Origin of the sequence: Stieleria sedimenti (assembly GCF_025060895.1) — a bacterium.
In the GTDB taxonomy this organism is placed as follows: domain Bacteria; phylum Planctomycetota; class Planctomycetia; order Pirellulales; family Pirellulaceae; genus Stieleria; species Stieleria sedimenti.
This window is the reverse complement of record NZ_JANZKV010000057.1, coordinates 1-24,373: the sequence shown is the minus strand read 5'-3', so window position 1 is coordinate 24,373 and position 24,373 is coordinate 1. Positions and strand designations below refer to the sequence as shown.

The 24,373-nt window shown below is 51.3% G+C and carries 16 protein-coding genes and 1 pseudogene; 16 read left to right on the top strand and 1 reads right to left on the bottom strand.

Going from position 1 to position 24,373, the window contains the following annotated elements; genetic code table 11:
* The first annotated feature begins 26 nt into the window (after positions 1-26).
* From NZK35_RS08910 to NZK35_RS08835, 16 genes are all read left to right on the top strand, one after another.
* The gene (locus tag NZK35_RS08910; protein ID WP_259632183.1) at positions 27-3,368 is read left to right on the top strand and encodes a carbamoyltransferase N-terminal domain-containing protein; all 3,342 of its coding nucleotides are present in this window, start codon (positions 27-29) and stop codon (positions 3,366-3,368) included.
* 155 nt (positions 3,369-3,523) lie between these two features.
* Positions 3,524-5,077, top strand: a complete 1,554-nt coding sequence (locus NZK35_RS08905; RefSeq protein ID WP_259632182.1) for an MBOAT family O-acyltransferase — start codon at positions 3,524-3,526, stop codon at positions 5,075-5,077.
* Between the two features lie 8 nt (positions 5,078-5,085).
* The gene (locus tag NZK35_RS08900) at positions 5,086-6,438 is read left to right on the top strand and encodes a hypothetical protein (RefSeq protein ID WP_259632181.1); all 1,353 of its coding nucleotides are present in this window, start codon (positions 5,086-5,088) and stop codon (positions 6,436-6,438) included.
* A gap of 185 nt (positions 6,439-6,623) precedes the next feature.
* The gene (locus tag NZK35_RS08895) at positions 6,624-7,616 is read left to right on the top strand and encodes a glycosyltransferase (RefSeq protein WP_259632180.1); all 993 of its coding nucleotides are present in this window, start codon (positions 6,624-6,626) and stop codon (positions 7,614-7,616) included.
* Positions 7,617-7,637: 21 nt separating this feature from the next.
* Positions 7,638-8,825 carry a glycosyltransferase family 4 protein gene (locus NZK35_RS08890; RefSeq protein ID WP_259632179.1) on the top strand — a complete coding sequence of 396 codons (1,188 nt, stop codon included), beginning with the start codon at positions 7,638-7,640 and terminating at the stop codon, positions 8,823-8,825.
* On the top strand, positions 8,822-10,129 hold the full coding sequence (locus tag NZK35_RS08885; protein ID WP_259632178.1) for a phenylacetate--CoA ligase family protein: 1,308 nt from the start codon (positions 8,822-8,824) through the stop codon (positions 10,127-10,129). The genes NZK35_RS08890 and NZK35_RS08885 overlap by 4 nt, the downstream gene beginning before the upstream one ends.
* Positions 10,126-12,153 carry a hypothetical protein gene (locus NZK35_RS08880; RefSeq protein WP_259632177.1) on the top strand — a complete coding sequence of 676 codons (2,028 nt, stop codon included), beginning with the start codon at positions 10,126-10,128 and terminating at the stop codon, positions 12,151-12,153. Before NZK35_RS08885 ends, NZK35_RS08880 begins: the two co-directional genes overlap by 4 nt.
* 39 nt (positions 12,154-12,192) lie before the next feature.
* Positions 12,193-13,344, top strand: coding sequence for a glycosyltransferase family 2 protein (locus tag NZK35_RS08875; RefSeq protein ID WP_259632176.1), 1,152 nt, complete (start codon positions 12,193-12,195; stop codon positions 13,342-13,344).
* The gene (locus NZK35_RS08870; RefSeq protein ID WP_259632175.1) at positions 13,341-14,492 is read left to right on the top strand and encodes a glycosyltransferase family 2 protein; all 1,152 of its coding nucleotides are present in this window, start codon (positions 13,341-13,343) and stop codon (positions 14,490-14,492) included. The genes NZK35_RS08875 and NZK35_RS08870 overlap by 4 nt, the downstream gene beginning before the upstream one ends.
* Positions 14,492-15,259: a class I SAM-dependent methyltransferase gene (locus tag NZK35_RS08865; RefSeq protein WP_259632209.1), complete on the top strand. Its 768-nt coding sequence runs from the start codon at positions 14,492-14,494 to the stop codon at positions 15,257-15,259. The genes NZK35_RS08870 and NZK35_RS08865 overlap by 1 nt, the downstream gene beginning before the upstream one ends.
* Before the next feature lie 45 nt (positions 15,260-15,304).
* Positions 15,305-16,783, top strand: a complete 1,479-nt coding sequence (locus NZK35_RS08860) for a phenylacetate--CoA ligase family protein (RefSeq protein WP_259632174.1) — start codon at positions 15,305-15,307, stop codon at positions 16,781-16,783.
* Complete coding sequence (locus NZK35_RS08855; RefSeq protein WP_259632173.1) at positions 16,783-17,979, top strand: aminotransferase class V-fold PLP-dependent enzyme; 1,197 nt, start codon at positions 16,783-16,785, stop codon at positions 17,977-17,979. Before NZK35_RS08860 ends, NZK35_RS08855 begins: the two co-directional genes overlap by 1 nt.
* Before the next feature lie 239 nt (positions 17,980-18,218).
* A complete protein-coding gene (locus tag NZK35_RS08850) occupies positions 18,219-19,400 on the top strand; it encodes a glycosyltransferase family 4 protein (protein ID WP_259632172.1) in 1,182 nt (393 codons plus the stop codon).
* 257 nt (positions 19,401-19,657) lie between these two features.
* On the top strand, positions 19,658-20,452 hold the full coding sequence (locus tag NZK35_RS08845) for a class I SAM-dependent methyltransferase (RefSeq protein ID WP_259632171.1): 795 nt from the start codon (positions 19,658-19,660) through the stop codon (positions 20,450-20,452).
* A 181-nt stretch (positions 20,453-20,633) separates the two neighbouring features.
* Positions 20,634-21,935, top strand: a complete 1,302-nt coding sequence (locus NZK35_RS08840) for an FAD-dependent oxidoreductase (protein WP_259632170.1) — start codon at positions 20,634-20,636, stop codon at positions 21,933-21,935.
* A gap of 6 nt (positions 21,936-21,941) precedes the next feature.
* Positions 21,942-23,324 carry a hypothetical protein gene (locus tag NZK35_RS08835; protein ID WP_259632169.1) on the top strand — a complete coding sequence of 461 codons (1,383 nt, stop codon included), beginning with the start codon at positions 21,942-21,944 and terminating at the stop codon, positions 23,322-23,324.
* 69 nt (positions 23,325-23,393) lie between these two features.
* Here the strand turns inward: NZK35_RS08835 and NZK35_RS08830 are convergent.
* A pseudogene (locus NZK35_RS08830) lies at positions 23,394-24,373 on the bottom strand (hypothetical protein); the annotation flags it as partial.

Sequence of the window (24,373 nt, the reverse complement as noted above, 5' to 3'; positions counted from 1 at the left end):
GGATTGAAAACAGGATTGGATAGACAATGTTTTTGCTGAAACAGGCGACCCACCGAATGCTGATTCAACACGATTCAGACATCGGGCATCGTTTTGTCCCCAACCAAAACGCTCGACTGACGAACGAAGCGGGAGGATTCTTTGTCAGAACCAATTCATCTGGATTCCGATCCGACACCGAGTTCATTAAACAAAAAGGGAATCGACCGCGAATCTTGATGTTTGGAGACTCGTACACCGCTGGCGACAACGTTTCGAACTGTGACCGCTATTCCGACCAACTCGCCTCCCTATGCAGATGCGAGGTCTACAACTTTGGTATTTCCGGTAGCGGTACGGATCAGCATTTGCTGGCCTACCGAAAGTTCGCCAAGGACATCGAAGCCGACGCCATTGTGATCTGCGTTCAGATCGACAGTTTCCATCGCATCCAAACCGCATTTCGACCTTCGATTGATCGCGTTACCGGTCGGCAGGTTCAGGTACCGAAGCCTTACTTCAACCTGATTGGCGGCACGCTCCGACTGCGTCAAGTACCGGTGCCAACAGATCGCCCGGAAAGTGATGGAAACAATCAAGCATCACCTGCGAAGCGTGATGACGACTTATTGAGTAAGGTTCATGACCTTTATTCGCTCGTGCCTGGTCTGAAGGAATTGCGGAATTCATCATTGCTCTCGGATGCGGGATCGCGATTGATCACCGAATTCAAACGTATCCGTGGGCACCATCCGTACCCGGACATCTTGTCCGACCAAACCGACGGTTGGCTTCTAATGGAGGCAATTCTTCATCAGTTTATTGCCGAGGCCAGCCCATTACCCATCATCATCTTTCCGATCCCGACGCGAGATTTTTATCTTGTGGGAATGGAACCCGTTTATCAGACGCTGTTTGAAAAACTGGACGACCCGCAAAACAACGTTCACGTCGGCGATGTATCGACTGTGCTCAGCAAGCTGCCCTACCAAGACAGGTTGAAGCTTAGTTTCGAGCAAGGTGGCCACTTCACGCCCTACGCAAATCGTCTGGTCGCCGAACAAATGGACCAGTTTCTCTCATCCCGCAAAATCATTGCGAAAGCAAACGTCCCAGACACCGACAAGCTAAACGCCGCCAATGCGTCTGCCGTGCATGTGAGTTCCGCAGCCGATAGCTACATTCTTGGCATCTCGTCCTTCTATCACAATTCCGCTGCGGCCCTAATCCGCAACGGGGAAATTGTTGCAGCGGCCGAAGAAGAACGATTCAGCCGGGTCAAGAATGACCGTCGATTCCCGAATCACGCGATCAACTTCTGCTTGGAACAGGGAAGCATCAATCAGGATCAGCTTTCGGCCGTCGCATTCTATGACGATTCCGCACTGACGTTTGAACGCATCATGCACAGCCTGATGGCCATTGATGTCGATTCTGCTCGAGAAATGTGGGGAACGATCGTCCCGGATTGGGCCAGAACGAAGTTGAATTTCCCGCAGCTGGTCAGGAAATCGCTTTGCTACGAGGGTCCGATCCTTCAGGGGAACCACCACCGCTCGCACGCTGCGAGCTGTTACTATCCATCGCCGTTTGAAAGTGCAGCAATCATTACCATCGACGGGGTTGGCGAGTGGGCGACCGCTTCCATCGGACATGGCAAAGACAACTCAATCAAACTCCTTCGTGAGATGTCTTTCCCAAATTCACTTGGGCTGTTGTATTCCGCTTTCACGCACTTCACCGGATTCAAGGTGAATTCGGGCGAGTACAAGATGATGGGACTTGCTCCTTATGGCAGACCGATCTACACGCAACAGATTTTGGACAACATCGTCGACGTGAAAGAGGATGGTTCGATCGAACTGAACATGGACTATTTTGCGTTTCTACGCGAAGTCAGCACAACGTCAGACAAATTTGACGATCTATTCGATGGGCCGCGACGAGATCCCGAAAGCCGAATCACCCGTCGCGAAATGGACATTGCGCGGTCTATCCAGGAGGTCACCGAGCTTGCGATGATTCGAATGGCGCGGCACGCACGCGAGATTACCGGTGAATCGAATCTCTGTCTGGCAGGTGGAGTTGCCCTTAACTGCGTGGCAAACGGGAAACTGCTCCGTGAGGGCGTTTTCGACGACCTTTGGATCCAGCCAGCCGCCGGCGACTCGGGTTGTGCACTCGGAGTTGCGTTGGATGCTTGGCACACCTACGGAGGCCATGAACGCAAGGAACGCACTGAGTTGTCGGACCAAGGTGGCTCCTATCTGGGGCCAGAGTTTTCCGCCGACGAAATCAAAGGGTATTTGAACACACACGGTTATCCGTTCAGTGAACTGCCAGAGAAAGAAAGAAACGCCTTTCTTTCGAAACAGTTGGCCGATGGAAAAGTGGTCGGGCACTTTTCCGGACGCCTGGAATTCGGGCCGCGTTCTCTGGGCGCCCGCTCCATCCTCGGAGACGTTCGAAACACCGAAATGCAAACGACTCTGAACCTACGAATCAAGTACCGTGAATCGTTTCGCCCCTTTGCTCCGGCTGTACTACGGGAGCGTGTTTCGGACTATTTTGATATCGAAGGCGAAAGCCCCTACATGTTGCTCGTCGCACCGGTGAAAGAAGAACGACGAATCGCTCCACAGGGCGACCAAGAAGTGGACGAAGAAGACTTGTTGCCAATCGTCCGCCAGTTGCGGTCCGATATCCCTGCGGTCACCCACGTTGACTATTCCGCTCGGATACAAACTGTTCGAAGGGAACATCACGCCCAGTTCTACGACTTAATCAAACAATTCGATCAAGACACGGGTTACGGCGTTTTGGTGAACACTTCATTCAACGTTCGTGGCGAGCCGATCGTCTGCACGCCGTATGATGCCTATCGCTGCTTCATGCGAACGGAAATGGATGTTCTTGCACTTGGCAATTGCATTCTTGTCAAAATGGAGCAGCCAGAATGGCCTGAAGGCAAGGGCGAGGGCCTAGAGAACGAGGATGTCTATGCGGTCAAACAGGCGGAGCCTGACGACGAGTACCATCAACAAATTCGAAAGCTATTCGATTCCGCGTTTTGGCCGAGTGTTGTGGAGGCAAGAAAAAAGGGGCTTGGACTGATTGATCCGACCAATGCTCAACAGCGAGACAGCACTTGGGAAGATGTCTCCGGCAGCAACGCTTCGCCGGCGGAATTTGAATTCGCATCCGCGTTTAGCAACGACGACACACCGGCGGGCGAAATCGCGTCGGCGATCGCCTCCCGTTGGCGCGACCAGCAAAGCGCAAAGCTCCTCGAACCAATGCTCAATAAGATTCTACGCGTCGCGTTGAAGCATCCGATTGATCAAGAGCAATCGGCAGAGATCTCTGAATCCGTCTACGTGATGTTTTAGTCACAGCTCTCCTTCATTTGAGCCACGGTGCAGTGGACACGGTGCAGTGGAATAGGCTGCCAGCCTGTGATTCTCCGGTACTGACAGGCTTGTGGTCTATCCCACAACTGGGCACTTCTTGACGTCGTTTCTGACGCGACGCAATTATTGCGATCATGCTGTTTAATTCATACGAGTTTATTTTCTTACTGCTTCCAATTGCCCTGATCGGCAATCGGATTCTCTCAGAAAATTATTCGGCTCGTATTGTTTGGCTACTCTCGTGCTCATTGTTCTTCTATGCGTGGTGGAACCCCGTCTACCTGCCACTATTGCTTTCGACGATCGCGTTCAATTATTTCGTCGGTGCTCACTTGCGAGCGAAACCGACAAAGCTGGTTCTTGTCGCTGGTGTCGCGACGAATCTCGCACTAATTGGATACTTCAAGTACGCAGGATTCATCGCAGATAACATTGCAAGTTTGACGGGATCGGAGACTCACTTTGGCGACATCGCGCTGCCACTGGCGATTTCATTTTTCACCTTTCAACAGATTGCATATCTGGCCGATTGCTACTCGGGCCTTCCCCAACGCTACAGGCCGACGGAATACGGGCTTTTTGTTAGTTTTTTTCCGCAGTTGATCGCCGGGCCGATCGTGCATCATGCCGAAATGATGCCGCAGATCAAATCGATTCGACGGTCGACAGCAGTCGACAAGTCAGTCGGTCTGACGATTTTTGCATTGGGGCTGTTCAAGAAAGCGGTCCTTGCCGACGGTATTGCCCCTTATGCGAATGGTCTATTTGATGATCCACAAGCGTGCCAATCGGCGACCCTCGTACATGCTTGGATCGGAGTACTCGCTTATGGATTTCAAATCTATTTCGACTTCTCCGGTTACTCAGACATGGCAATCGGAGCGGCGCGAATGTTTGGAATCAAGTTACCGTTGAATTTCTTCGCGCCTTATCGGTCTGAGTCGATCAGTGAGTTTTGGCGACGCTGGCACATGACTCTCTCCAGGTTCTTGCGTGATTACCTCTACATTCCCTTGGGCGGAAATCGACGCGGAAACGCGCGGAGGTATCGTAATCTGATGATCACGATGCTGCTGGGCGGACTGTGGCACGGCGCGGGATGGACATTCGTTTTATGGGGCGCATTGCACGGCGGATACTTGGTCATTCAGCATGGATGGAGCCACCAAACCAAACAGCTTTCGCGAGTCAAGCAGACGTGGGTCTACCGATTGTTCGCTTGCGCCACCACATTTATAGCGGTACAATTTGCTTGGGTCTATTTTCGCGCAACATCGTTGGAGACGGCGAATCAGATTGTGGGTGGGATGATCGGTAGCAACGGGATCTCGCTTCCCCACGCTCTGCTCAACCGGCTTGGCGGCATCAGCAGACAACTTGCGATTTTTGGGATAAATGGCGATTCTGCAAGTGGAACAAACTTTGTGATGGCTTTGGGCTGGATTGGGGGATTGTCGCTCATTGTTTGGCTATTGCCGACAACCCAATCGTTCATGCGCCGGTTTCAGCCCGCATGGGAATACACCAGTCAGTCCACCATAAGTCGTTTGCCCGATGCAGGTTTTGGTCCAGTGATTCCGTTAACTTGGACGCCGTCTTTGGCTTGGTCTTTGTTGATAAGTTTGGTTGCATTAGTCGGGATTTTGAGTTTGGCTGAAGTATCCGAATTCCTGTATTTTCAGTTTTGAACGGCACAATGACTGCTTACGGGGAACTTAAAAAGGATGCCGATTTAGAAGAGGCGATGGCTCGCAGAATTGAATTTTCGATCAGCGACTCAGACTGCCGGGGATATCTATATCGCGTTGCCATGATGCTAACGCTGCTCTCCCTGCTTGTTGCGGGGTTCAACGTTGCAATTGATCCCTACCTGCGATTCGGTATCCCCAGATACACTGGTTTTAGTTTCTTCAAGCCCAAGGCCATCCGCCAAGTTCGGATGGCAAAGGCTTACGGCGTTGTTCGAAACGAATACAAAACAATCTTTTTGGGGAATTCTCGCGTCGACATCGGGCTGGATCCCGACAGCGAAGGATTACCCGACGCCTTCAAACCAGCCTACAACCTGGGGCAACCAGGTGGCGGCACGGAAATCGCACTAGCGTATTTGGAACATGTAATTGTTCACCACAAACCGTCAACCGTCGTGCTCGGGGTCGACTTCCTGAACGTACTTCGCAAACCCGGGGATTCCGGTCAGCGATCTGGAACTGTCGCAATCAAATCGACTGACGAATCGCCTATGTGGGCGAGATTACGCTCGCTCGATGAAACGAAAAAGTTCGCACCTGGATTTCCGCAGCGTCTAACTGACGCGACTGCCTCCACACTGTCACTGTCTGCACTTTCCGATTCAATTCTAACCGTATTGTTGCAAAGCAATCCGTACGTGGCGAACATGACTGACGCCGGTTTCAATTCTGGAGAGGCGTTTCGAAACTTGATCCGATCGGAAGGACAGGCATCGTTGTTTGAGCAAAAAAACGCGGAATACGACGACAAATGCCGAGAGAGAATCTTTCCACCTCTCGAAGAGTCGCAAGAAATTCGCGCAATCGAGTCGTTACTGCGGCTGTGCAAACGGAGAGAAATACGCATCGAAGTGTATACGCATCCCTACCACGCTGACATTCTTAGAATCTTAAATGCGACCGATCGTTGGGTGGAGTTTGAAAACTGGAAGTTGAAAGTATCTCAGCTGTGCCAAGATTACGATACACGGCTGTGGGATTTCTCGTGGTATAACGATTCGACGACCGAAGCGGTGCCTGTACCAAGCGACAGGGAAACAGTGATGCGGTGGTACTGGGAATCTGGTCACTACCGATCGACTTTAGGCGATGAGTTGCTTGAAACACTCTTCGATAGCACGCAAAAAAAACGGTCGATAGGAAAAGTCGTCTCGCCAGAAACTATGCCTTCCTGGTTGGAACAGATCCGAGACCAGCGAAGGGCATATGAGTCTGCGCGGCCAAAATCTGAAAGTAACACCAGCGGTTACCTATCGACTTCTACACAGCCAATTCCTAGTACAAGGATAATCCAGTAGTGAATGTGCTAAGTGTCTGCACGAATCTGCCAACAGAGCGGAATCCGTTGCTGGGACTATTCGTGCGACGCCGCCTGGAAAAGATGTCTGAGTTGACCTCCGTCCGCGCCCTCGTTCCACAACCGTGGTTCCCACTAGTTCGTCCGCGAGTGAAAGACTCGGTACTTCCGGACAGGACGTTGAACATGGACTTAGCTAACATGTTCTATCTGCCAGGCATTGCGAAATCCTATGATAGTCTATGGATGGAGCGATGCGTCGAGACGTGGCTTTGTGGGCTTGAACAGTCCATATTGGATGATGCCGTTCTCGACGCCCATTTTGGATATCCTGAAGGTGTGGGGTGCTGGCGCGTTGCAAAACGACGTGGGATACCAGTCTTCATCACGATCCGCGGATTGGAAGTTGAGCTCTTTAGCACGCGATCACGTGGGCGGCAATTAGTCAAAGCACTCAGTGAAGCAACCGGCGTCATTGCCGTCAGTCATTCATTGCGAAATGCAGCAATCCTTGCGGGTGTTCCCAAGGGGAAAATATCAGTCATTCCCAACGGTGTTGACACCGCTTGCTTTCACCCTGGAAACAAGGAGTCTGCTCGCACCGCGGTGGGTTATCGGAATACAAACAAACTGATCGTCTCAGTCGGAAATTTGAAGCCGGTGAAAGGGCACGACACGCTGATTCGTGCCTTTGCCTCATTAGAGAATCGAACTAGAGTACAACTCGTATGCATTGGGGGCGGGGTTACGTCGCCGTGGGGCATTGAATTGAGAAAGCAGGCTGATTCACTAGGGATCGGTAATCGTGTCCAATTCATCGGCCCCCAATCCCCCGCTGTGGTTGCCGATTGGCTACGCGCCGCAGATCTTTTTGCATTGGCGAGTCGTCGAGAGGGATGTTGCAACGCGGTGCTGGAAGCGCTTGCCACAGGTGTGCAGGTTGTCGCAACTGATGCTGGCGACAATGCGTTTTTTGTTAAAACCCCGTGCTGCGGACGAGTCGTACCAGTTGAGGATTGGAAGGCAATGGGCGTTGCAGTGGATGAATGCCTGGAATCCAATTTTGATCTTTGTTCTATCACCGAATCGGTTAGAGACTGTAGTTGGTCCAGAGTGGCGGAAAGTGTGGTCCGCACATTTGAATCAAGAGCGGTTCCGACCGCACTGAGGATCGGCTGAAAAATTTCTCTTAGTTACTCAATGAAAATACTCTACCACCATCGTACGCGTGGCGACGGCGCTGAAGGCGTACATATCGCTGAGATAGTCGCGGCGTTACGCGACTTGGGACATGAAGTTCAAATAGTTTGCCCTAAGAGCGCAAAGCGATCGCCTGGTTTGGATTCCAAAGATCCAAATGTCGCTAGGAAGCCGCGCAAATTGCAAAGTTTCCTGAAGCAATCCGCAGAAGTTGTGTACAACGTTGTTTCATATTTTCGAGTCCAACGCGGAATTTCCGAGTATCAACCTGATTTTGTCTATGAGCGATACTCTTCGTACAACTTCGCGGGTGTCCTAGCCGCCAACCGGCTTGCCGTCCCGATTATTGTAGAGGTCAATGCAACATTCGCAGGGAAGTTTGGCAGTCGGTTCCCCGTATGTTTCCCCAATCTGCTCCACAAATCTGAGCGGTTTGTACTGGAGAACGCAAATGGACTGGTCGTTGTTTCAAAAGCTCTAGAGTCATGTGTTTGCAATGCAAAAGTCGATTGCAATAGGGTGACTGTTTCACCAAACGCCATCAATTCAAATCGCGTCGCGGAAATCAATCGCGACAAGGTTAGGGATCAGAAGCGAAGGAAGCTTGCAATTGAAGATGCTGTGGTGATCGGGTTTGTTGGATCCCTGCGAAAATGGCATGGGATCGATTTCTTTGCGGGTGCAATGGCAAAGATCGCAGCGCAATTTGATCGCGCCAGATTCATCTTTGTTGGCCGGGGGGAACACGAGCCAGAACTCCGAAGGCAGGTGATGGAAGCGGGAATCGAAGACAAAGTTCACTTTTTGGGCGCCATCCCGCATAGTGATGTGTATCCATGGGTCGCCGCGATGGACATTGGCGTGATGCCCGATTCCAACGAATTTGGATCCCCAATGAAAATACTCGAGTACATGGCGATGGGATGCGTACCCGTTGGTCCGCGTCTCGGTCCGATCGAGGAGATCATCGAAGATGGAGTAACGGGAAAACTATTCGATAGAAGAAGCGAGTCTTCGTTTGTCCAAGCAATTATTGAGTTGTGCAATGACGATATTCTTCGTGATCAGATCGGCGAAGATGCACGTAAATTCGTATTGAAAACGAGGACTTGGAATAAAAATGCTCAGGACATTGTCGATCTATTCATTCAAATTGAACAAGATCGTGGTCAGGAGGGCGTTCGATGAACGTCTTATGGAAGAACATTTACAAGGCAGGAGTTCGAGTACGAAATCGACAGATTCTTCCGAATCTCGATTTCTTGATGAAGAGCCAGCATTGGAGCGTGGAGCGTCTGCGCGAGCATCAACTAAAATCACTGCGTACGCTTGTTGACCACTCGTTTCACCATAGTTCCTACTATCGCCGAATATTCGATGAAGCTGGAGTGTCGCCAGATTCGATTCGCCATCTCGATGACTTAGCAAAGATTCCAACGTTGGATAAGCCAGATTTGCTTGCCTGTCGAGACGAGATTCAAATTCGGCAAGGTTTTGGAAAACTCGTCTATTCCGAAACTTCTGGTAGCACTGGAACACCGCTGGTATTCTACCGCAGCCTTCAGTGGGACGCTTGGCACAATGCTGCAGTCTTGAGGGGCTACTCATGGCACGGAGTTGAACCGTGGGAGCGAAACGGGTACCTGTGGGGATTCAACTTGAGCCGTCAAAAAAGAATAAAAACGGCGTTTTTGGATCGATTACAAAATCGCTTTCGGATGTTCTCCTATGATGACAAGGAAATTGAGCAATTTGCGAGTCGACTGAGGCACGCAACCTATGTTGGTGGATATTCATCAATGTTGTATCGAGTTGCCAAAGCGATCAACGCAAATCCAAATCTTGAGCCACTCAACAACTTAAAGATGGTAAAGGGCACATCTGAAAAGATCTTTCCTGCATATCAAGTTGAGGCAACGAAGGCATTCGGCAAAAAAATCATCAGTGAATACGGAGCGGCAGAGTCTGGCATCATTGCATTTGAATGCGCATTCGGCTCAATGCACATCACCTTGGAATCATGTATCGTTGAGATCGAAAACGGCGAAATTTTGGTCACAAATTTGGTGTCCGATTCATTCCCGATCATCCGTTACCGCCTTGGCGATGCGATAACACTTGGCCCAGAAGTATCTTGCGCGTGTGGGATGAAGCACCCAGTGATCCGCGAAATAACTGGGCGGATTGGCAAGGTGATTCGGGGGCATAAGCAAGATTTCCCAAGTCTTACACTCTACTACGTGTTTAAGAACCTGGCTGAAAAGTCAATCGTGCTCAACTATGCAGCTCGCCAAGAATCTGTCGGGGAGGTAGTTCTTAGAATCGAACAGTCCTTGAATGAATCGACACTCCCATTACTGACGGCTGAACTTAAAAAGTACTTTGCTGATAATCTCGAGGTTACGATCGTCGACGGCGCTGACATACGTTCCAGTGGAAGGAAATTCCGGGACTTCGTTTCGACCCTCGATACTGATGGATCCGACAAGTGATCCGCTTCTTAATCGGCATAGCGATGTTCACCATAGCGTTAGCCTCGTGTATATTTTTCTTGTCTTTCGGTGACGACAGTAATGTCCGAACTGATGGTACAAGTAACGTCGAGGTAATGCGTCGCAACGGACACCCGATTCCTGATCTCCGAGACTGGTGGATCGATCAACCGTCGCCAAGCGATTTAATCGATTCTTTGGTGGATCCACTAAAATCTACAGGAGGATTGTGCGTTGGCCGACTATGGCTACCGCGGGATGATGAATGGGAAGGCGTTGACAAATTGCTTGTATCGATGATCGAAAAGCGTCCTACCGGACCGCATCAATTGGCGATGTGTTCGCATTTTCACAATTCCCATGGTGATCATGATCGTGCAAGGGAACTGATGACTGAAGCGAAAACGTGGTTCTGGGACCAAGACCGGGACAGACGCGTCTATTGTTCCTTCAGGACGCGGCGTTTATTGGCTGACTTATTGGCCCTCGATTGGATCGAGTGGAGTAACCATGAAGAATTCGGGCGTGCATACAAAATTGTCAAATCTTCGATATTGACCGAGGTAGAGGCAAGCACTTCTCGGGGGAAGCACTTTCGAAAGACAGGGTATTGGAATGCAACGAATACGGTTGAATCAGCATACTACTTAGAGCAGTTGCTTGCGTACTGTGTTTGTGGCATCACAGACGACGCTGAATCTAACAGGTGGGCGCGACTGAGGATTGCTCAAATCGACTCATTGGACAATGACAAACCTCTGTACTCAACATTTCGATTTTGCAATGTCCTCTCGCTGCTTTCACGTCGTGGCGGCGGACGCGAGTATGGGCAGCAGGAGGGAGGCCCCGGAGTAGGAGGATACGAACAATGCTTCCTGGCGAGCGGCGTCATTCAGATTGAGGCGTTGGACACTGCAACCAATCGCAAATGGAACTTGAGAGAACGAAATCTTTACTTCAAAACTCGTCAACTCGGCTTGATAACTGAGATCGATCGAACGGTTGCGAAGACGAAGAATTCGCCCGCTGCTGATTCCTGTTTAAGTATCTTGTCGCGTTTCTTTCGTGAAGAACCTGAAATAGGCGGGAGATATCAGTGGTGCTTAGGACAGTCACCGACACTTACTAGCTTTCAAGAGTTTCAGGCACTCGCAGGGCCCGCTCCTTCACCCGAGCCTCCCTCACGCGAACCATTGATTGAGCGTATTGGGTCACGCTGGCACTATCGAGACGATCCGCGTTCACCCGACAAATGCTTCCGCATGTGGATCGTCAATCGTGACCTCGAAAATTTCCGCTACGGCCCCGATGAACGATGCATGTCGTTCTGTATTGGAAATGTGGGTCTTGTCGATGGTCACGCCAATCGTACCGCAGTTATCGGATCACTAGCCAATGGCATTCACATTTCAGGCATGACTACTCAAGGCGAGCCAGTTGTGGCCGACACGAACTTCTGGGCATCCTTCGCGTCACACCATCCTTATTGGTCCCCAGATCGTGCGGTTGACGACTCGTCGGTATTGAACAATCCCGCATTTTCGGTCGGCGACGACGGTCCCACTAAAAACCAGGGAGATTGGACGTGGGATTGCGATTACAGCCGAATGATGACGCGTGTTTTGGACTCGCCGATTTTTGGCAAGGTATCGCACGCTCGGACGTCTTATCAAATTTTGCCACAAGAACGCAAAATAGAAATCGTTGATACGATTCGTGCAGATCAAGGCATCTATGTCGGCTGGCACTTTTCACCAACGCATATGGTCGAACTTGAAAAGCGCGGATTTCGTTTTGGTGACGGAACAGATGAAATCGTCGTCCACATTGAAGGGCTGGATGGAACACAATTGCAAGTCAAGCGGCGGAAAGAATGGAAGCACGATGGCTACACCTTGCCACTTGATTGGCATGAAACCAAAGGTGGCCCAAAACGTGTCGCTGAGAATATTGGCTACACGCCAATTGAGTATCGATCGGAATACAAAGTCCGTGTGGTGATTCAGGCCAATCCCAATGATTGATTTATCCGGCCGCCAAAATCTTCGATTTGCGACGTGACTGTGATTCAAATTCTTTTTTGGGTCGCGTGCCTGGGATTTGCGACTCCGTTTTTGCTGTACCCCGTTGGCTTGTATCTCCTCTCAAGATTGCGGCCAAAACTCGCGGTCGGCAACGCGGTTCCGACTGCAACGCTGGTGATCAGCGCTTTCAATGAGGAGGGCGTCATTGGCGAGAAACTACAGAATGCGCTTGCTTTGGAGTACCCTTCCGGCCAATTTGAGATCATGGTGATCTCCGATGGATCGGACGACCGAACTGACGAAATCGTTGCGGGTTACGGTGATCCACGCATTCGATTGTGTCGTCTGCAACCTCGCGGTGGGAAGTCTGCCGGATTGTCGCGTTTTTGCCCCGAAGCGAACGGCGACGTCCTCGTTTTTACCGACGCGAATTCAATCTTCCAAGCCGATGCACTGAACAAGTTGCTACGGCACTTTGATGATCCCGACATCGGATACTCGGTTGGTCGTCAAAGCTACGCGAATACAGACCAATCCACCTCGTCTGATTCGGAAAACATCTATTGGTCGATCGAGTTGATGCTAAAGGCCTGGGAGAGCCGACTCAGCAGCGTCGTCGGTGCGGACGGAGCGATCTACGCTCTTCGCAAAGAGTTTTTTGAATCGCTGGAAGCGGAGGACATCAATGACTTTCTGCTTCCATTAAAAGTCGTTGCCGCTGGACACCGCGGCGTGTTTGATCCAGAGGCCGTCTGCTTTGAGGACGCGGCACCGGATTTTCAAGGCGAGTTCCGACGCAAACGCCGGATCGTCAATCGCAGTTTTCGCGCCGTCATAAAAGTTCCTGCGACCCTAAATCCTTTCCGCGTCGGCTGGTTTGCGTTGCAGCTTTTTGCACACAAGGTTCTGCGTTGGCTTTGCCCAATCTTCTTGGTGACCATGCTGGTCACTTCGACTGTCCTTTGTATTTGTGAGCAAACCGGCATAGCAACAGGAAATACCTATACCGTACTTCTCTCACTTCAATTAGTCGGGTACGTGATTGCGTTGCTTCATTTCATTCCGTTGTTTCGTCGCATCCGTCTTGTTTACGTTGCTTATTACTTTCTAATGGTCAACATAGCTTCTGCGATGGGACTGGGGTTGTTGATCTCGGGACGCGCCATCGGGGTATGGAAACCGGAACGATGACCGAACTGATTTTCTGGGCGGCGTTAATCTTGCTTACCCACACATATGCCCTTTACCCGCTCCTTTCAGTGCTCATTCGACGTGGTTGCGTTACGGAACCGATGAATGACATGCCGTCCGTTAGCATACTGGTTCCTGCGCATAACGAAGCGGACGTCATTGACACCAAGATTGACAACTTCCATGCTCTAGACTATCCGGCCGAGAAACTCGAACTCGTGATCTTTGACGACGGAAGCACTGACAACACTTCTGACGTGGCCAACTCGCGAAGCAGTGAACGGATTCATGTTTACGCGGAAAGTCCGCGAATGGGGAAGGCCGCAGCGGTCAATCGATTGGTGGACAACGCTTCGCATCCTTTGCTTCTGTTTACGGATGCGAACGTCTCACTTCATCGTGACGCAGTTATGCAAATGGTACATCACTTCGCTGACAATGATGTCGGCGCGGTCACCGGCGAGGTACGGTTGATCGGCAGCGATCGTGAGTTTCAATCCGGTGAATCCCTCTATTATCAGCTGGAACGACGAATCCAACGTGCAGAATCTCGAGTGGGAAGCGTGATGGGTGTGGACGGCGGAATGTATGTCATCCGCCGTTCACTTTTCAAAACGCTTCCGATCGATACGATCCTCGATGACTTTTTGATTTCAATGAACGTGATTAGGTCGGGACACCGCGTCGTTTACGAATCACTAGCTAGGGCCAGTGAGACCGGAACACTTTCAGCGCGACAAGAGTTTAATCGTCGGACGCGAATCGCTGCGGGAGCCATCCAGTTAATCAGGCGTGGAAATGTCCCGCGATGGAACGAGCCATGTATTTGGCTTCAATTCATCTCCCACAAGCTACTGCGTTGGTTTTCCCCGATCCTTCTGGTTGCATGCCTTGTCAGTAGTGTCACACTGGCTTCGCAGGGCGGAATCATTACCATCGCGATGTGGATTCAAGTCGCGTTCTACCTTGCAATTCTTCTGACACTATTGATCCCCCTGCTACGTCGAACGTCGCTCGGTAGCATACTCTTTTACTTTGGCATGAGTCAAATCGCCATTGCGATCGGGATACTACGAGGACTTTTGAATCGTCAGCCGCCACAATGGGAAAAGGTCCAGCGATTAAGCAATGACAGTACGGGATCGTGATGATTAGGATCGGAGGAAATTTGGGATACCATATTCTGCGTCGTTGGTTCCCGGGTGAAATCGGCCAATCAGATGCGCGGTCATCGCACCTGTTGAATTACAAAGCGAGATTGGTTGATGTTGTTGGAAACCAACATTGGGAGTTACTGAAGACGAAGACGATTGTTGACTTCGGATGTGGCCATGGTGAGGGGAGCATTGAGCTTGCGCTCGACGGCGCCGTTTCCGTGATTGGCATTGATATTCGCGAAAGTGTACTCGAACACGCCCGCCTACGTGCCGTCGAGGCAGGCGTTGCAAACCGATGCCGATTCGTTAGCACGCTATCCAGGGCGTCAGCCGATGTAGTCGTTTCAATCGATGCGTTCGAACATTTTAAGGATCCTAGATTGGTCCTCAAATCTATGTCAGACTTATTGGTCCCCGGTGGAGCAGCAATTCTGTCCTTCGGGCCGACGTGGTATCATCCTCGGGGCGGCCATCTTTTTTCGCCTTTCCCCTGGGCCCACCTGATGTTCTCCGAATCCGCGCTTTGTCGGTGGCGACGTGACTTCCGTGACGATGGGGCAATGCGATTTTGCGAAGTTGATGGTGGCCTGAATCAAATGACTATTGCCAAATTTGAGGAAATCGCCAAACAGAGTTCGCTTGAAATTGAACACATGGTCACACGTCCGATACGGGCATTAAGAAGACTTCACTGTCACGTGACGCGGGAATTCTTGACCAGCGTCGTGGACTGTGTTTTGACGAAACTTTGTGACTGACGCAGTCGGTTAGAATAAGCAACCTGCAGAAGCAAAAAGCTCAATATGCGTTTTTCGTGGATTTATGGCCAAGTCTTTCAGGCGGTCGCCCTCCCTGCGCTCCTCGCGCCAACACGTAGCCGTGCTACGCCACTCGCCCGCGAGATTCGACGGCAGCAGCGGTGGCCGCTCAAAAAAGTTCGCCAGCAGCAGTTCGAACAACTGCGGCAGTTGGTGTTGTTGGCGCAGGAAGAATCATCCTTTTACCGCGAGCGATGGTCAGAACACGGAATCAGCGCGGACAGTCTTAAGACATTGGAGGATATCCAACGATTCCCCATCACGACAAAGGCTGATCTGGAGACGAATTTCCCCGACGGACTCTCTGTACAGTCCCGCCGAAATCCAGATTGGCAATATATCGGTACCCGTGGAACCACTCGCCGCGTCATGGTGATTCACGATTTTGAGCGGCGTGATATCGGTCGGGCCGCAATCATGGTTGCGCTGACCGAGGACAGCCCATATCGCTACGGAACACGCGAGGTGTCAATCCCGCCTGACGCGTGCAGCGTGCATTGTGGCATCGAGAGCGATCGCGAGGACTCCGTTTCCGGCCAGTTATTTGCGATGGCGTCGCGTAGAGTTAAGTGGAACAAGGAGGCCGTAAGTGATCTCCGCGGATTAGTCATGGACACGTGGATCTGCGCAAGAACGACCTTGCCTCCTTTACCACTGGACGGTGACGAAGCGGCGCTGCATCATTGCGTTGAAACACTTCGCAAACAAAGGCCCCTGCAGTTAACGGCGCTACCGGAGTATCTTCGAGCTCTCGCGCAATATATCCATCGCACTGGTGATCAGCCGCAACCGATTCCCGTCATTCGCCCGATGGGAGCAAACTTTCCGACGACTTGGAAAGAAGAAATCGAGACTGCCTTTCGTGGCACGCTGCGGGAGCACTATGGCAGTCGCGAGATGGGGCCGATGGCGTTTGATTGCCGGTTCACGAACGGAATGCATCTACTGACCAGCCAACATCTTATTGAAGTCGTTCGGAACGGAGAACCAGTCTTGCCGGGTCAGGTCGGAAGGGTTTTGGTGACCGATCTGAATAACTTGGCAATGCCAATTATTCGATACGACATCGGCGACCTCGCGCGACTAGATGATGCCCCTTGCCGATGTGGGCGTAATTCTCCGAGGATCTATCTGGAAGGTCGTGTTGACGATGCGTTTGTCACGAAATCCGGACAGGTGCTTACTGCAGAGGCGGTTGCGAACTTTTTTGCGAATGAACCAGAGGTCAACGATTTTCAGTTGACGGAAAGCCAAAGCGGCAAGTGGACGCTACGTGTTGTTCCTCAAGCGAATAGGTCTATCGATGAATCGTCGCTCGCAGACCGTTTTCTTGCATGGGCAGGAGAGCATCGACATCTTTCGGTGCGCACAGCTTATCTGATTCGGCCCGAAGAATCTGGGAAGTTTCGCCACTGCAAGAGCCAGTCCTCAAACTTAATTGATTCCGCGATGCAACCAGTTTGATGATCGATCATGCCACTATTCGTGACCAATTCCCTGCTTTGCTTCGAGAAGTTGCGGGACGTCCGGTCATCTATCTTGATTCTGCTGCCACGTATCTTAAACCGTATTGTGTTATTGACGCGGTGAGCGACTGCTATAGGAACATGGCTGGTACAATCGGTCGTGGTGTCCATTTTTTGGCCGAGGAAGCTTCAGCAAAATATGAAGACGCTCGCGAAACAATCGGTAGCTTCATCAATGCGGACGCTGACGAAATTGTATTCGTCCGCAACGCGACCGAGGCAATCAACCTAGTGGCTTCCAGCTTAGATTCCAACACCACCGTTCTCGGTTCGGTGGGTGAACATCACAGCAATCTGCTTCCTTGGCGAGATCGCCTAAAGTTTCACGGTGTCTCCCTCACCGCAAATGGACATCTCAATGATGATGAGTTCGAGCGATTGTTGACCGAGAAACGCCCCGTTTTGACGACTTTCAGCACGATCGCCAATGCGTACGGCACCATTCACCCGGTCGAAGCACTGATAGAAACCGCTCATGCGGCTGGTAGCTTGGTCATGCTGGACGCGAATCAATCAATCGCTCATCAAAAAATTGATGTGCGAAGTCTAAACTGTGACTACCTCTGTTTTTCGGGGCATAAGTTGGGTGGCCCGACTGGGATCGGTGTGCTGTACGCCAAGGGAGACCTGCTTCGAGACCTCAGCCCAAATCTTTGGGGCGGTGGGATGGTCAATTCAGTAAGCGAAACAGGATACGAACTCGCGGACACTCCGATGCGACTCGAAGCGGGTACGCCCGCGTATGAAGCCGCCATCGGGCTGGCCGCGGCTTGCGATTATCTGGAGCACCTCGGACTCGACGCGATTGGTGAACACGAGCACGCTCTGACTACCGAACTCGTTAATCAACTTGCGACGATTCCGCGTATTTCGGTGGTTGGACCCAAAAATGCTGAGGGACGTGGCAGCATCGTTGCATTCCATATTGACGGATTGGAGGCCCACAGCGCGGCGCGGATGTTATCGAATCGAGCGAACCTATGCGTTCGTAGTGGATTTCACTGCGCTCAGTTGGCACACGAGTCACAAGGTTGGCGTCCGACCGTTCGCGCGAGTTTCGGAGTTTACAATACGATGGCAGACGTTCAGGTGCTGGTCGAAACGTTACGCAGTATTACGACCAACTTATGTTGAAAATATCAGTCGTTGATTGCTCCGCAATTATCCGTTGCGGGACGTAGTGATCGCAGAGCGACCAACGATTCTAGCTGATTCACAGCGTAGTAACGCAATCTAGTGGCCGTCTTTGCCCTGTCTCCAAACCGGTCGCTTGCGTGTCCCACTGGCATGGGCGATGTCTTCGATTTGGATATGCGGTCTAATTCCGCTTGAATAGGCCCCGAGCGATAGGCTCTGTCGCTCGGGCAATCTCAATGCGAATTCTATATCACCATCGAACCCTCGCCGACGGCGCCGAAGGCATTCATATTCGCGAAATGGTATCGGCGTTTCGTGGACTCGGTCATCAAGTTCGGGTTGTCTCGCTGGTGGACGAACAAGCGGAATTTCCGTCCGTATCATCAGCGGCGCCATCGGGCTTGGTGCATCACATGAAACGATGGCTGCCGCGCGTCGCCTATGAATTTGCAGAACTCGGCTACAACTTCGTCGGTAAGCACCGCCTAGGTCAAGTGATCAAGGAGTTTCAGCCGGATCTGATTTACGATCGGTACAACACGTTCTGCAACGCGGCAGTGAATGCAGGGCGCTCCGCGGGTATTCCTGTGTTTCTGGAAGTTAACTCGCCCCTCGCCTACGAGCGGGTTGCCCACGATCGCGGGCTGTTCTTTCCACGACTGGCGAGGCAATACGAATCTTCAATTTGCCGACTGGCTGACCACGTCTTCGCGGTCTCGACGCCGCTGCGAGAGTTCTTAATCTCGGAGCATCAGTTGCTGGATGAGCGGGTGTCGGTCTTACCCAATGGAGCGAATCCGATGACTTTTTCGGTTGGAAGGTCAGCAAAGGATCGAGATCTATTCCGGAAGAGCCTCGGTATACCGGCTGATTCGACGGTGATTGGGTTCACCGGAATCTTACGCCCCTGGCATGGTGTCGAATCATTGTGCTCGGCGTTTCATCGTCTGTCACCACAGCACCCGTCGCTCCATCTATTGCTCGTCGGAGACGGTCCGAGCGAATCAGCAATCCGCAAGCAAATTGGCCAGCTTGGCATCACTGATCGCGTGACACTGACGGGGCGTGTCGCACATAAGCTCGTTCGGGATTACGTTGCGGCTATGGACATCGCGGTCAGCCCGCGCGCAACCTTCTACGCAAGTCCCATGAAGATTTTAGAATACATGGGGATGGGAATTCCCGTCGTCGCGCCCGACATGCCTAACATCCGTGACCTGGCGAGGCACAACCAAGAAGCATTTTTGTTTCGCCACGAAGACGATCAGGCGTTCCTATCTGCGCTCTCACGTATGATTCTGAACAAAGCCCTTCGCGATTCTCTGGGTGCGGCTGGGCGTCGCAGGGTGCTAACCGAACTTAACTGGAATCGGAACGCCGAACGTGTCGTGCAGATGCTGGAAACTCTGGGAGAATGAGATCGGACTCCACTCACAGTTTCATTTCTGCCAGTTTCCGCGTGGAAAGACGACAAACACCTGTAAATCTGAGATGCTTGCTCTTCGTCAATTCTGAACCCTCAAGGTGCCTTTTGAGTATGATGGGCTTCCTTCCCGACTGGCCTGCGGTCGACGGGCTCAGCCCCATAATACATTCCGAATTGTGAAGTCAGAGGATGGGTGAGTAAGGAAACATATTTGCCAATAGTTCCTGTTTGCTAAAGAAACAAAATCAAATGGTCACTGACACAGCCAAATCGGATTCAATTCGCAAACTGACCGACGAACAGTTGGGTGACTTCGACCGCGAGTACATGAATCCGCGAATGTTCAATGCTCTATGCGAATGGATCCAGCATCAGAAGTCCCTGAAAAACTCCTTCGACTTTCTTGACGTAGGAGGTGGGAACGGAGTGTTCGCCGACAAAATGCTTGCTGCGTATCCAGAAGCAACGGGGACCGTACTCGACAATTCAGAGTTGCTTTTACAACGAAATAAACCACATGCACGTAAGGCTCTTGAGCTCCGATCCGCGGAATTCGTGGATGGCCTTGATCATTCATTTGACCTCATTTTCTTTAATTTTGTGCTACACCACTTTGTCGTTGGAGGTTATCTCGAGACGCGTCGCAGGCAAATCGATATCCTTCGTAAAGCCGCATCTCGATTGAAGCCAGATGGGCACATTGTTTTTCTTGAATGTATGCCGCAGGGTATGATTTCTGACACACTTTGTTCTTTCCTTATCAACAGAATCACTTCCTCTCGGTTGCTGGCAAGCTTCGTTAGGTCGGCTGGGGCGAACACAGGTGGAATCGGCGTCTGTTTCCTTGGGAAGTATCAGTGGCAGCGGACCGTGAGGGAAGCAGGGTTAGAGACTTCTCACTATCAGTACTTCGGTACCTGGGGCGAGTCAATTCGACTGTTCAGGCTTAAGAAACTCTGCTTGACGATGAAGAGTATTTCCAATGCCTTCTTCTTCGTGCGCATCGAGCGAGATGCGTGTGGCGCGCACAGCGATGCAATGTGAAGAGAATAACGTCTGAGCTTTTGTCATCGCGCTTCGTCACTCGATCCCGCAACCCGCAACCCGCAACCCGCAACCCGCAACCCGCAACCCGCAACTCGCAATAAAGTTGATATGGCCTTAAGCAGCAAAGTCAACTGACCCACTGCGGGCTTCTGTTCCATGAAGCTTATAGGAAAGTGAAATGAAAATTGCAATTCTTGGAGGAGGCGTTGCCGGCGTTGTTGCCGCCAGAGTTCTCGCTCGAAATGGAATTGAAGCCCATATTCTGGAACGCAATGACCGTCTCGGCGGGCTGCATCACAGCCCAACATTCAACGGAGTGGCATATGACATTGGTACGTTTGTGTTCCAGAAACGACATCAACTCATTCGTCTGTTTCCTGAATTGGAATCAGTGCTCGTTCCGGTGCCGAGCCAATTCGTCTCACTTACCAACAAGGGATCGATCGATGCGTACCCACTATCGTTACGAGGATATGTGAGCGACAACGGATTTATGAACTTTTCGTATGCCCTGAGCAATGTGCTCGTGAGCAAGGCGTTGCACTTCCGCAAATCGAACGTCCCCAGCTTTATAAAGTACTACATCGGTTCAGACATTTACAAAAGGAGCGGCCTGCGAAAATACATTGAGCGTTTGTATGACATTCCGGATGAAGAGATCGACCTCGAGTTCGCCAGAAAGCGACTGGAATTGATAAGCCGCTGGGGATCGATTCGAAAGAACTTGCACAGGCTTGCCAAACGCAAACCGTCTCCGCTAACAGGTGCGCCGTATTTGGGCAAAACAGATTTTGTGCGTCCTAAAGATGGCTTCACGCCAATGTACGCAGCTTTGCAGGAAGCAATTACTAAAGACGGTGCGAAGGTCTTCCTGGGAACGCAGCTCAAATCCATACAGAAGCAAGAAGATCGATTCGAAATCGAGAGCAATCTTGGCAGCGAACATTACGACGCCGTGCTCTCGACAATCCCTATCACAGCTCTATACGAGCTTCTGGGGCTGGAGCAACCGACAGCCTTCGAATCAAGAAGTTTGCTAAGCCTGTTTTACAAAACGCGTTTGTCGCTTTCCCGCGACGCAACCGTAGTCCATAACTTTTCGCAAACCGGCGACTGGAAACGAATCACGGTCTTTTCAGCCTATTACGGGCCACACGAAGGCAGTGATTACTTTGGCTGTGAAATTACGGTTGACAGCAATCAAGACATCGACGTTGGCGCCTACCGGGCGAGATTCGAAAAGCACCTTGACGAACTCGGAATCACAAACAACCTATCTTTCGAAGGCTCCGCCCTTACAAGAAATGCGTATCCAATATACAGGCGAACGACTTTTGACGAGATCCAAAAACAAAAACTTTTCGTTGAAGAAAACGGTATTCGACTCGTCGGACGTCAAGGTGAATTCGACTACATCTCTTCGTCCGACACCGCGTTGAAAGCAAGTAATATTGCCAACGAACTTGCAAGTCGTGGATGAAAAACAATGAACAATCAGATCATCATCCTGGAAGTCAACGAAATCGCGGGTCCTATCATGGATCGATTTATGGCTGAAGGTAAGCTTCCAGCACTTGAACGAATGAAACGCGAATCGGGAATCTTCAGCACAACCACCGATTCCACAGGTGCTCTCAACCCATGGGTTCAGTGGGTGTCATTTAACCATGGGATTTCCGCTACGCAACATTGCGCAAAATTCCTCGGCGACGACAGCACTGTGGAAGGAACCCCCTTTTGGGACATCGGAGGCAAAGGCCGCACAAGTGTTGTTCAATTTCCAATGAATGGCCGATACTCCAAGCATGTCGAAGTGTTTGTCTCCGATCTTTGGTCGGAATCGCCGATTGTCTTCCCGGAAAAGCTTAAGCGATTCTACGAATTCTCACGAAGCGCAGTTCATAGTCAACCGACTGATTCAAAATGGAAGACCCTTTCGCAAGGACTGTCAATTCTGCCGTTTCTGACATCATGCTCGTTGGGCCCCAAATTTTTTGCACTTGCGCTCCGACAAGTCTTGCTGGAGAGAGTTCGCCCCGTCGTGTGGAATCGAGTATGTCTGTTCGAGAAAATGTCATGGCGAGTTTTCTCTGCGATGTGTTCATCGCATGACGTTCAGTTAGGCGTCTACTTTTCGAATACAATCGCTTATCTGCAACACCGATACTGGCATTTCCTGCAACCTGAGCTGTTCGACAATTCATTGACGAAGCGGCGCTCTGCGCCGCCAGCGATCTTGACTGGATACCTTGAACTCGATGGGGAAATCAGCGAACTCGAACGCCGCATGCCGGACGCAACGATCGTCTTGGTGTCGGCGTTAGGTCAGGTCCCCCATCTGAATGCGAAGGTTGCGTATGTTCCGAAATCAATCGATGAAGTGATTCGTGTTCTAAAAATTCCGGTTCCGCTTCGCCTCAATAAGCTAATGGCAGAGCAGTTTCGCTTTGAGTTCGAAAGCCAGGAAGCCTTGCTTGAGTGTCAGGCTGAACTTGACGAGTGCCATGTTGGTACAGCAATGCTCTTCCAAACAACTTCTTCGGGAACATCAATGCTCGTCAAGTGCGGTATACACACGACGGTAGAGTTGGGAAAAGTGATCGACAACGGACGCGGCGTTGAAGTTCCTTTCTTTGAACTCTTCACGCTCTTGTCAGTGAAGACGGGACAACACGATGAAACTGGAATTCTGTGGATTCGTGAGCCCGAACGTCAACATTACCAGAGCCCTACACCGATTCCGCTTGTGGATGCAGGACGTACACTCAAGAATTGCCTGAAATCCGATCCCCGAAGCAATCTCGAACTTGTAAATAATCTTCGTTTGGCACTTGAATCTAACGAACGAAACAGCGCCGCGCTCGGATAATACCAAACGATTCACTCTAATTCACATCACACGGGTGCGATCCGCGTGATGCGCGGCTCGATTCGCCAATCACGCGTCTTCGGTTTTGATAAGGTCCCTGACGGTCGGTTTTCCTACAAGCCATTTCTTATACACGGTGTCCCAGATTCCGCTCAGCAAGATGCAGCGTAGCGTCATCGTTCGCTGACCGCCTTCCTTGCTCCAACGCATTCCCGACAGTTTCATCCGTTCACTGACGATCTGCTTGCAAGCTGATTCCACCACGCCGCTGCCAATTGGGCAACCTCGTGATTTCATGGACGCGTAGTCCATGAAACGATGATAACGACGAAGGTACCGTTCGGCCTTCTCCGCCTCCTCGGTTGCTGATGCCGTGTAGCGATAGAGCTGACGCATCTTCGCGATACTGCGCAGCATGCGTCCGTGGCCACCGGGCTGTAGGAGCAACCACCTCGCATGTTCAAGCCACTTGGCCCGTTTTGCAGAGTCCCCGCCAAACTTCAATGCGTCGGCGATCACAGTCAGACGTTCAGCGGCATGGTAGTAGTCGACCACACGAGTAATCTTGATCCGCCGCCCATCGACGAAGAATGCCCGCAACGTGTTTTTCCAGTAAGCCGTTTCGATCTTGCCCGCGTCGCTGACGTACACAATCTCAGGGACGCGATCGCCGCAGCCACGGATGGTTGCTTTGAGCAGATTGGTAAGTTGATTCGAAAGAGTGGCCTGATTGGTCTCGGGAACGCAGCCCAAGTACACCGTGCCGAGTTTCTTGCCGGCGGCCAACACGCTCACGCACGCGACACTGGCCATCTCGAAAAAGCTCCATGGCGCAAGACCCAGTGCGACGCCGTCACGACTGACCGACAATACCGGCGTTTGTTTCTTGTCACGAGCCTTGCCAATCAGTTTCATCAGTTCCTCAACTTGAGCTTTCTCACGATGCGGTTCCATGCCGTCAGCGATCGTGCCGACGACTTTGCGAAGCTTCTCCGTACCAATCTTGGTTCCCATTTGATCGGTGATCATTTCCAGCGTCCGCCCTTGCG

Bases quoted from the DNA above. Each gene is read 5' to 3' on its own strand.
- NZK35_RS08850 (WP_259632172.1), top strand. From the start codon at position 18,219: ATGCGAATTCTATATCACCATCGAACCCTCGCCGACGGCGCCGAAGGC.
- NZK35_RS08855 (WP_259632173.1), top strand. From the start codon at position 16,783: ATGATCGATCATGCCACTATTCGTGACCAATTCCCTGCTTTGCTTCGA.
- NZK35_RS08910 (WP_259632183.1), top strand. From the start codon at position 27: ATGTTTTTGCTGAAACAGGCGACCCACCGAATGCTGATTCAACACGAT.
- NZK35_RS08895 (WP_259632180.1), top strand. From the start codon at position 6,624: ATGGACTTAGCTAACATGTTCTATCTGCCAGGCATTGCGAAATCCTAT.
- NZK35_RS08885 (WP_259632178.1), top strand. From the start codon at position 8,822: ATGAACGTCTTATGGAAGAACATTTACAAGGCAGGAGTTCGAGTACGA.
- NZK35_RS08905 (WP_259632182.1), top strand. From the start codon at position 3,524: ATGCTGTTTAATTCATACGAGTTTATTTTCTTACTGCTTCCAATTGCC.
- NZK35_RS08890 (WP_259632179.1), top strand. From the start codon at position 7,638: ATGAAAATACTCTACCACCATCGTACGCGTGGCGACGGCGCTGAAGGC.
- NZK35_RS08865 (WP_259632209.1), top strand. From the start codon at position 14,492: ATGATTAGGATCGGAGGAAATTTGGGATACCATATTCTGCGTCGTTGG.
- NZK35_RS08845 (WP_259632171.1), top strand. From the start codon at position 19,658: ATGGTCACTGACACAGCCAAATCGGATTCAATTCGCAAACTGACCGAC.
- NZK35_RS08835 (WP_259632169.1), top strand. From the start codon at position 21,942: ATGAACAATCAGATCATCATCCTGGAAGTCAACGAAATCGCGGGTCCT.
- NZK35_RS08870 (WP_259632175.1), top strand. From the start codon at position 13,341: ATGACCGAACTGATTTTCTGGGCGGCGTTAATCTTGCTTACCCACACA.
- NZK35_RS08860 (WP_259632174.1), top strand. From the start codon at position 15,305: ATGCGTTTTTCGTGGATTTATGGCCAAGTCTTTCAGGCGGTCGCCCTC.
- NZK35_RS08840 (WP_259632170.1), top strand. From the start codon at position 20,634: ATGAAAATTGCAATTCTTGGAGGAGGCGTTGCCGGCGTTGTTGCCGCC.
- NZK35_RS08900 (WP_259632181.1), top strand. From the start codon at position 5,086: ATGACTGCTTACGGGGAACTTAAAAAGGATGCCGATTTAGAAGAGGCG.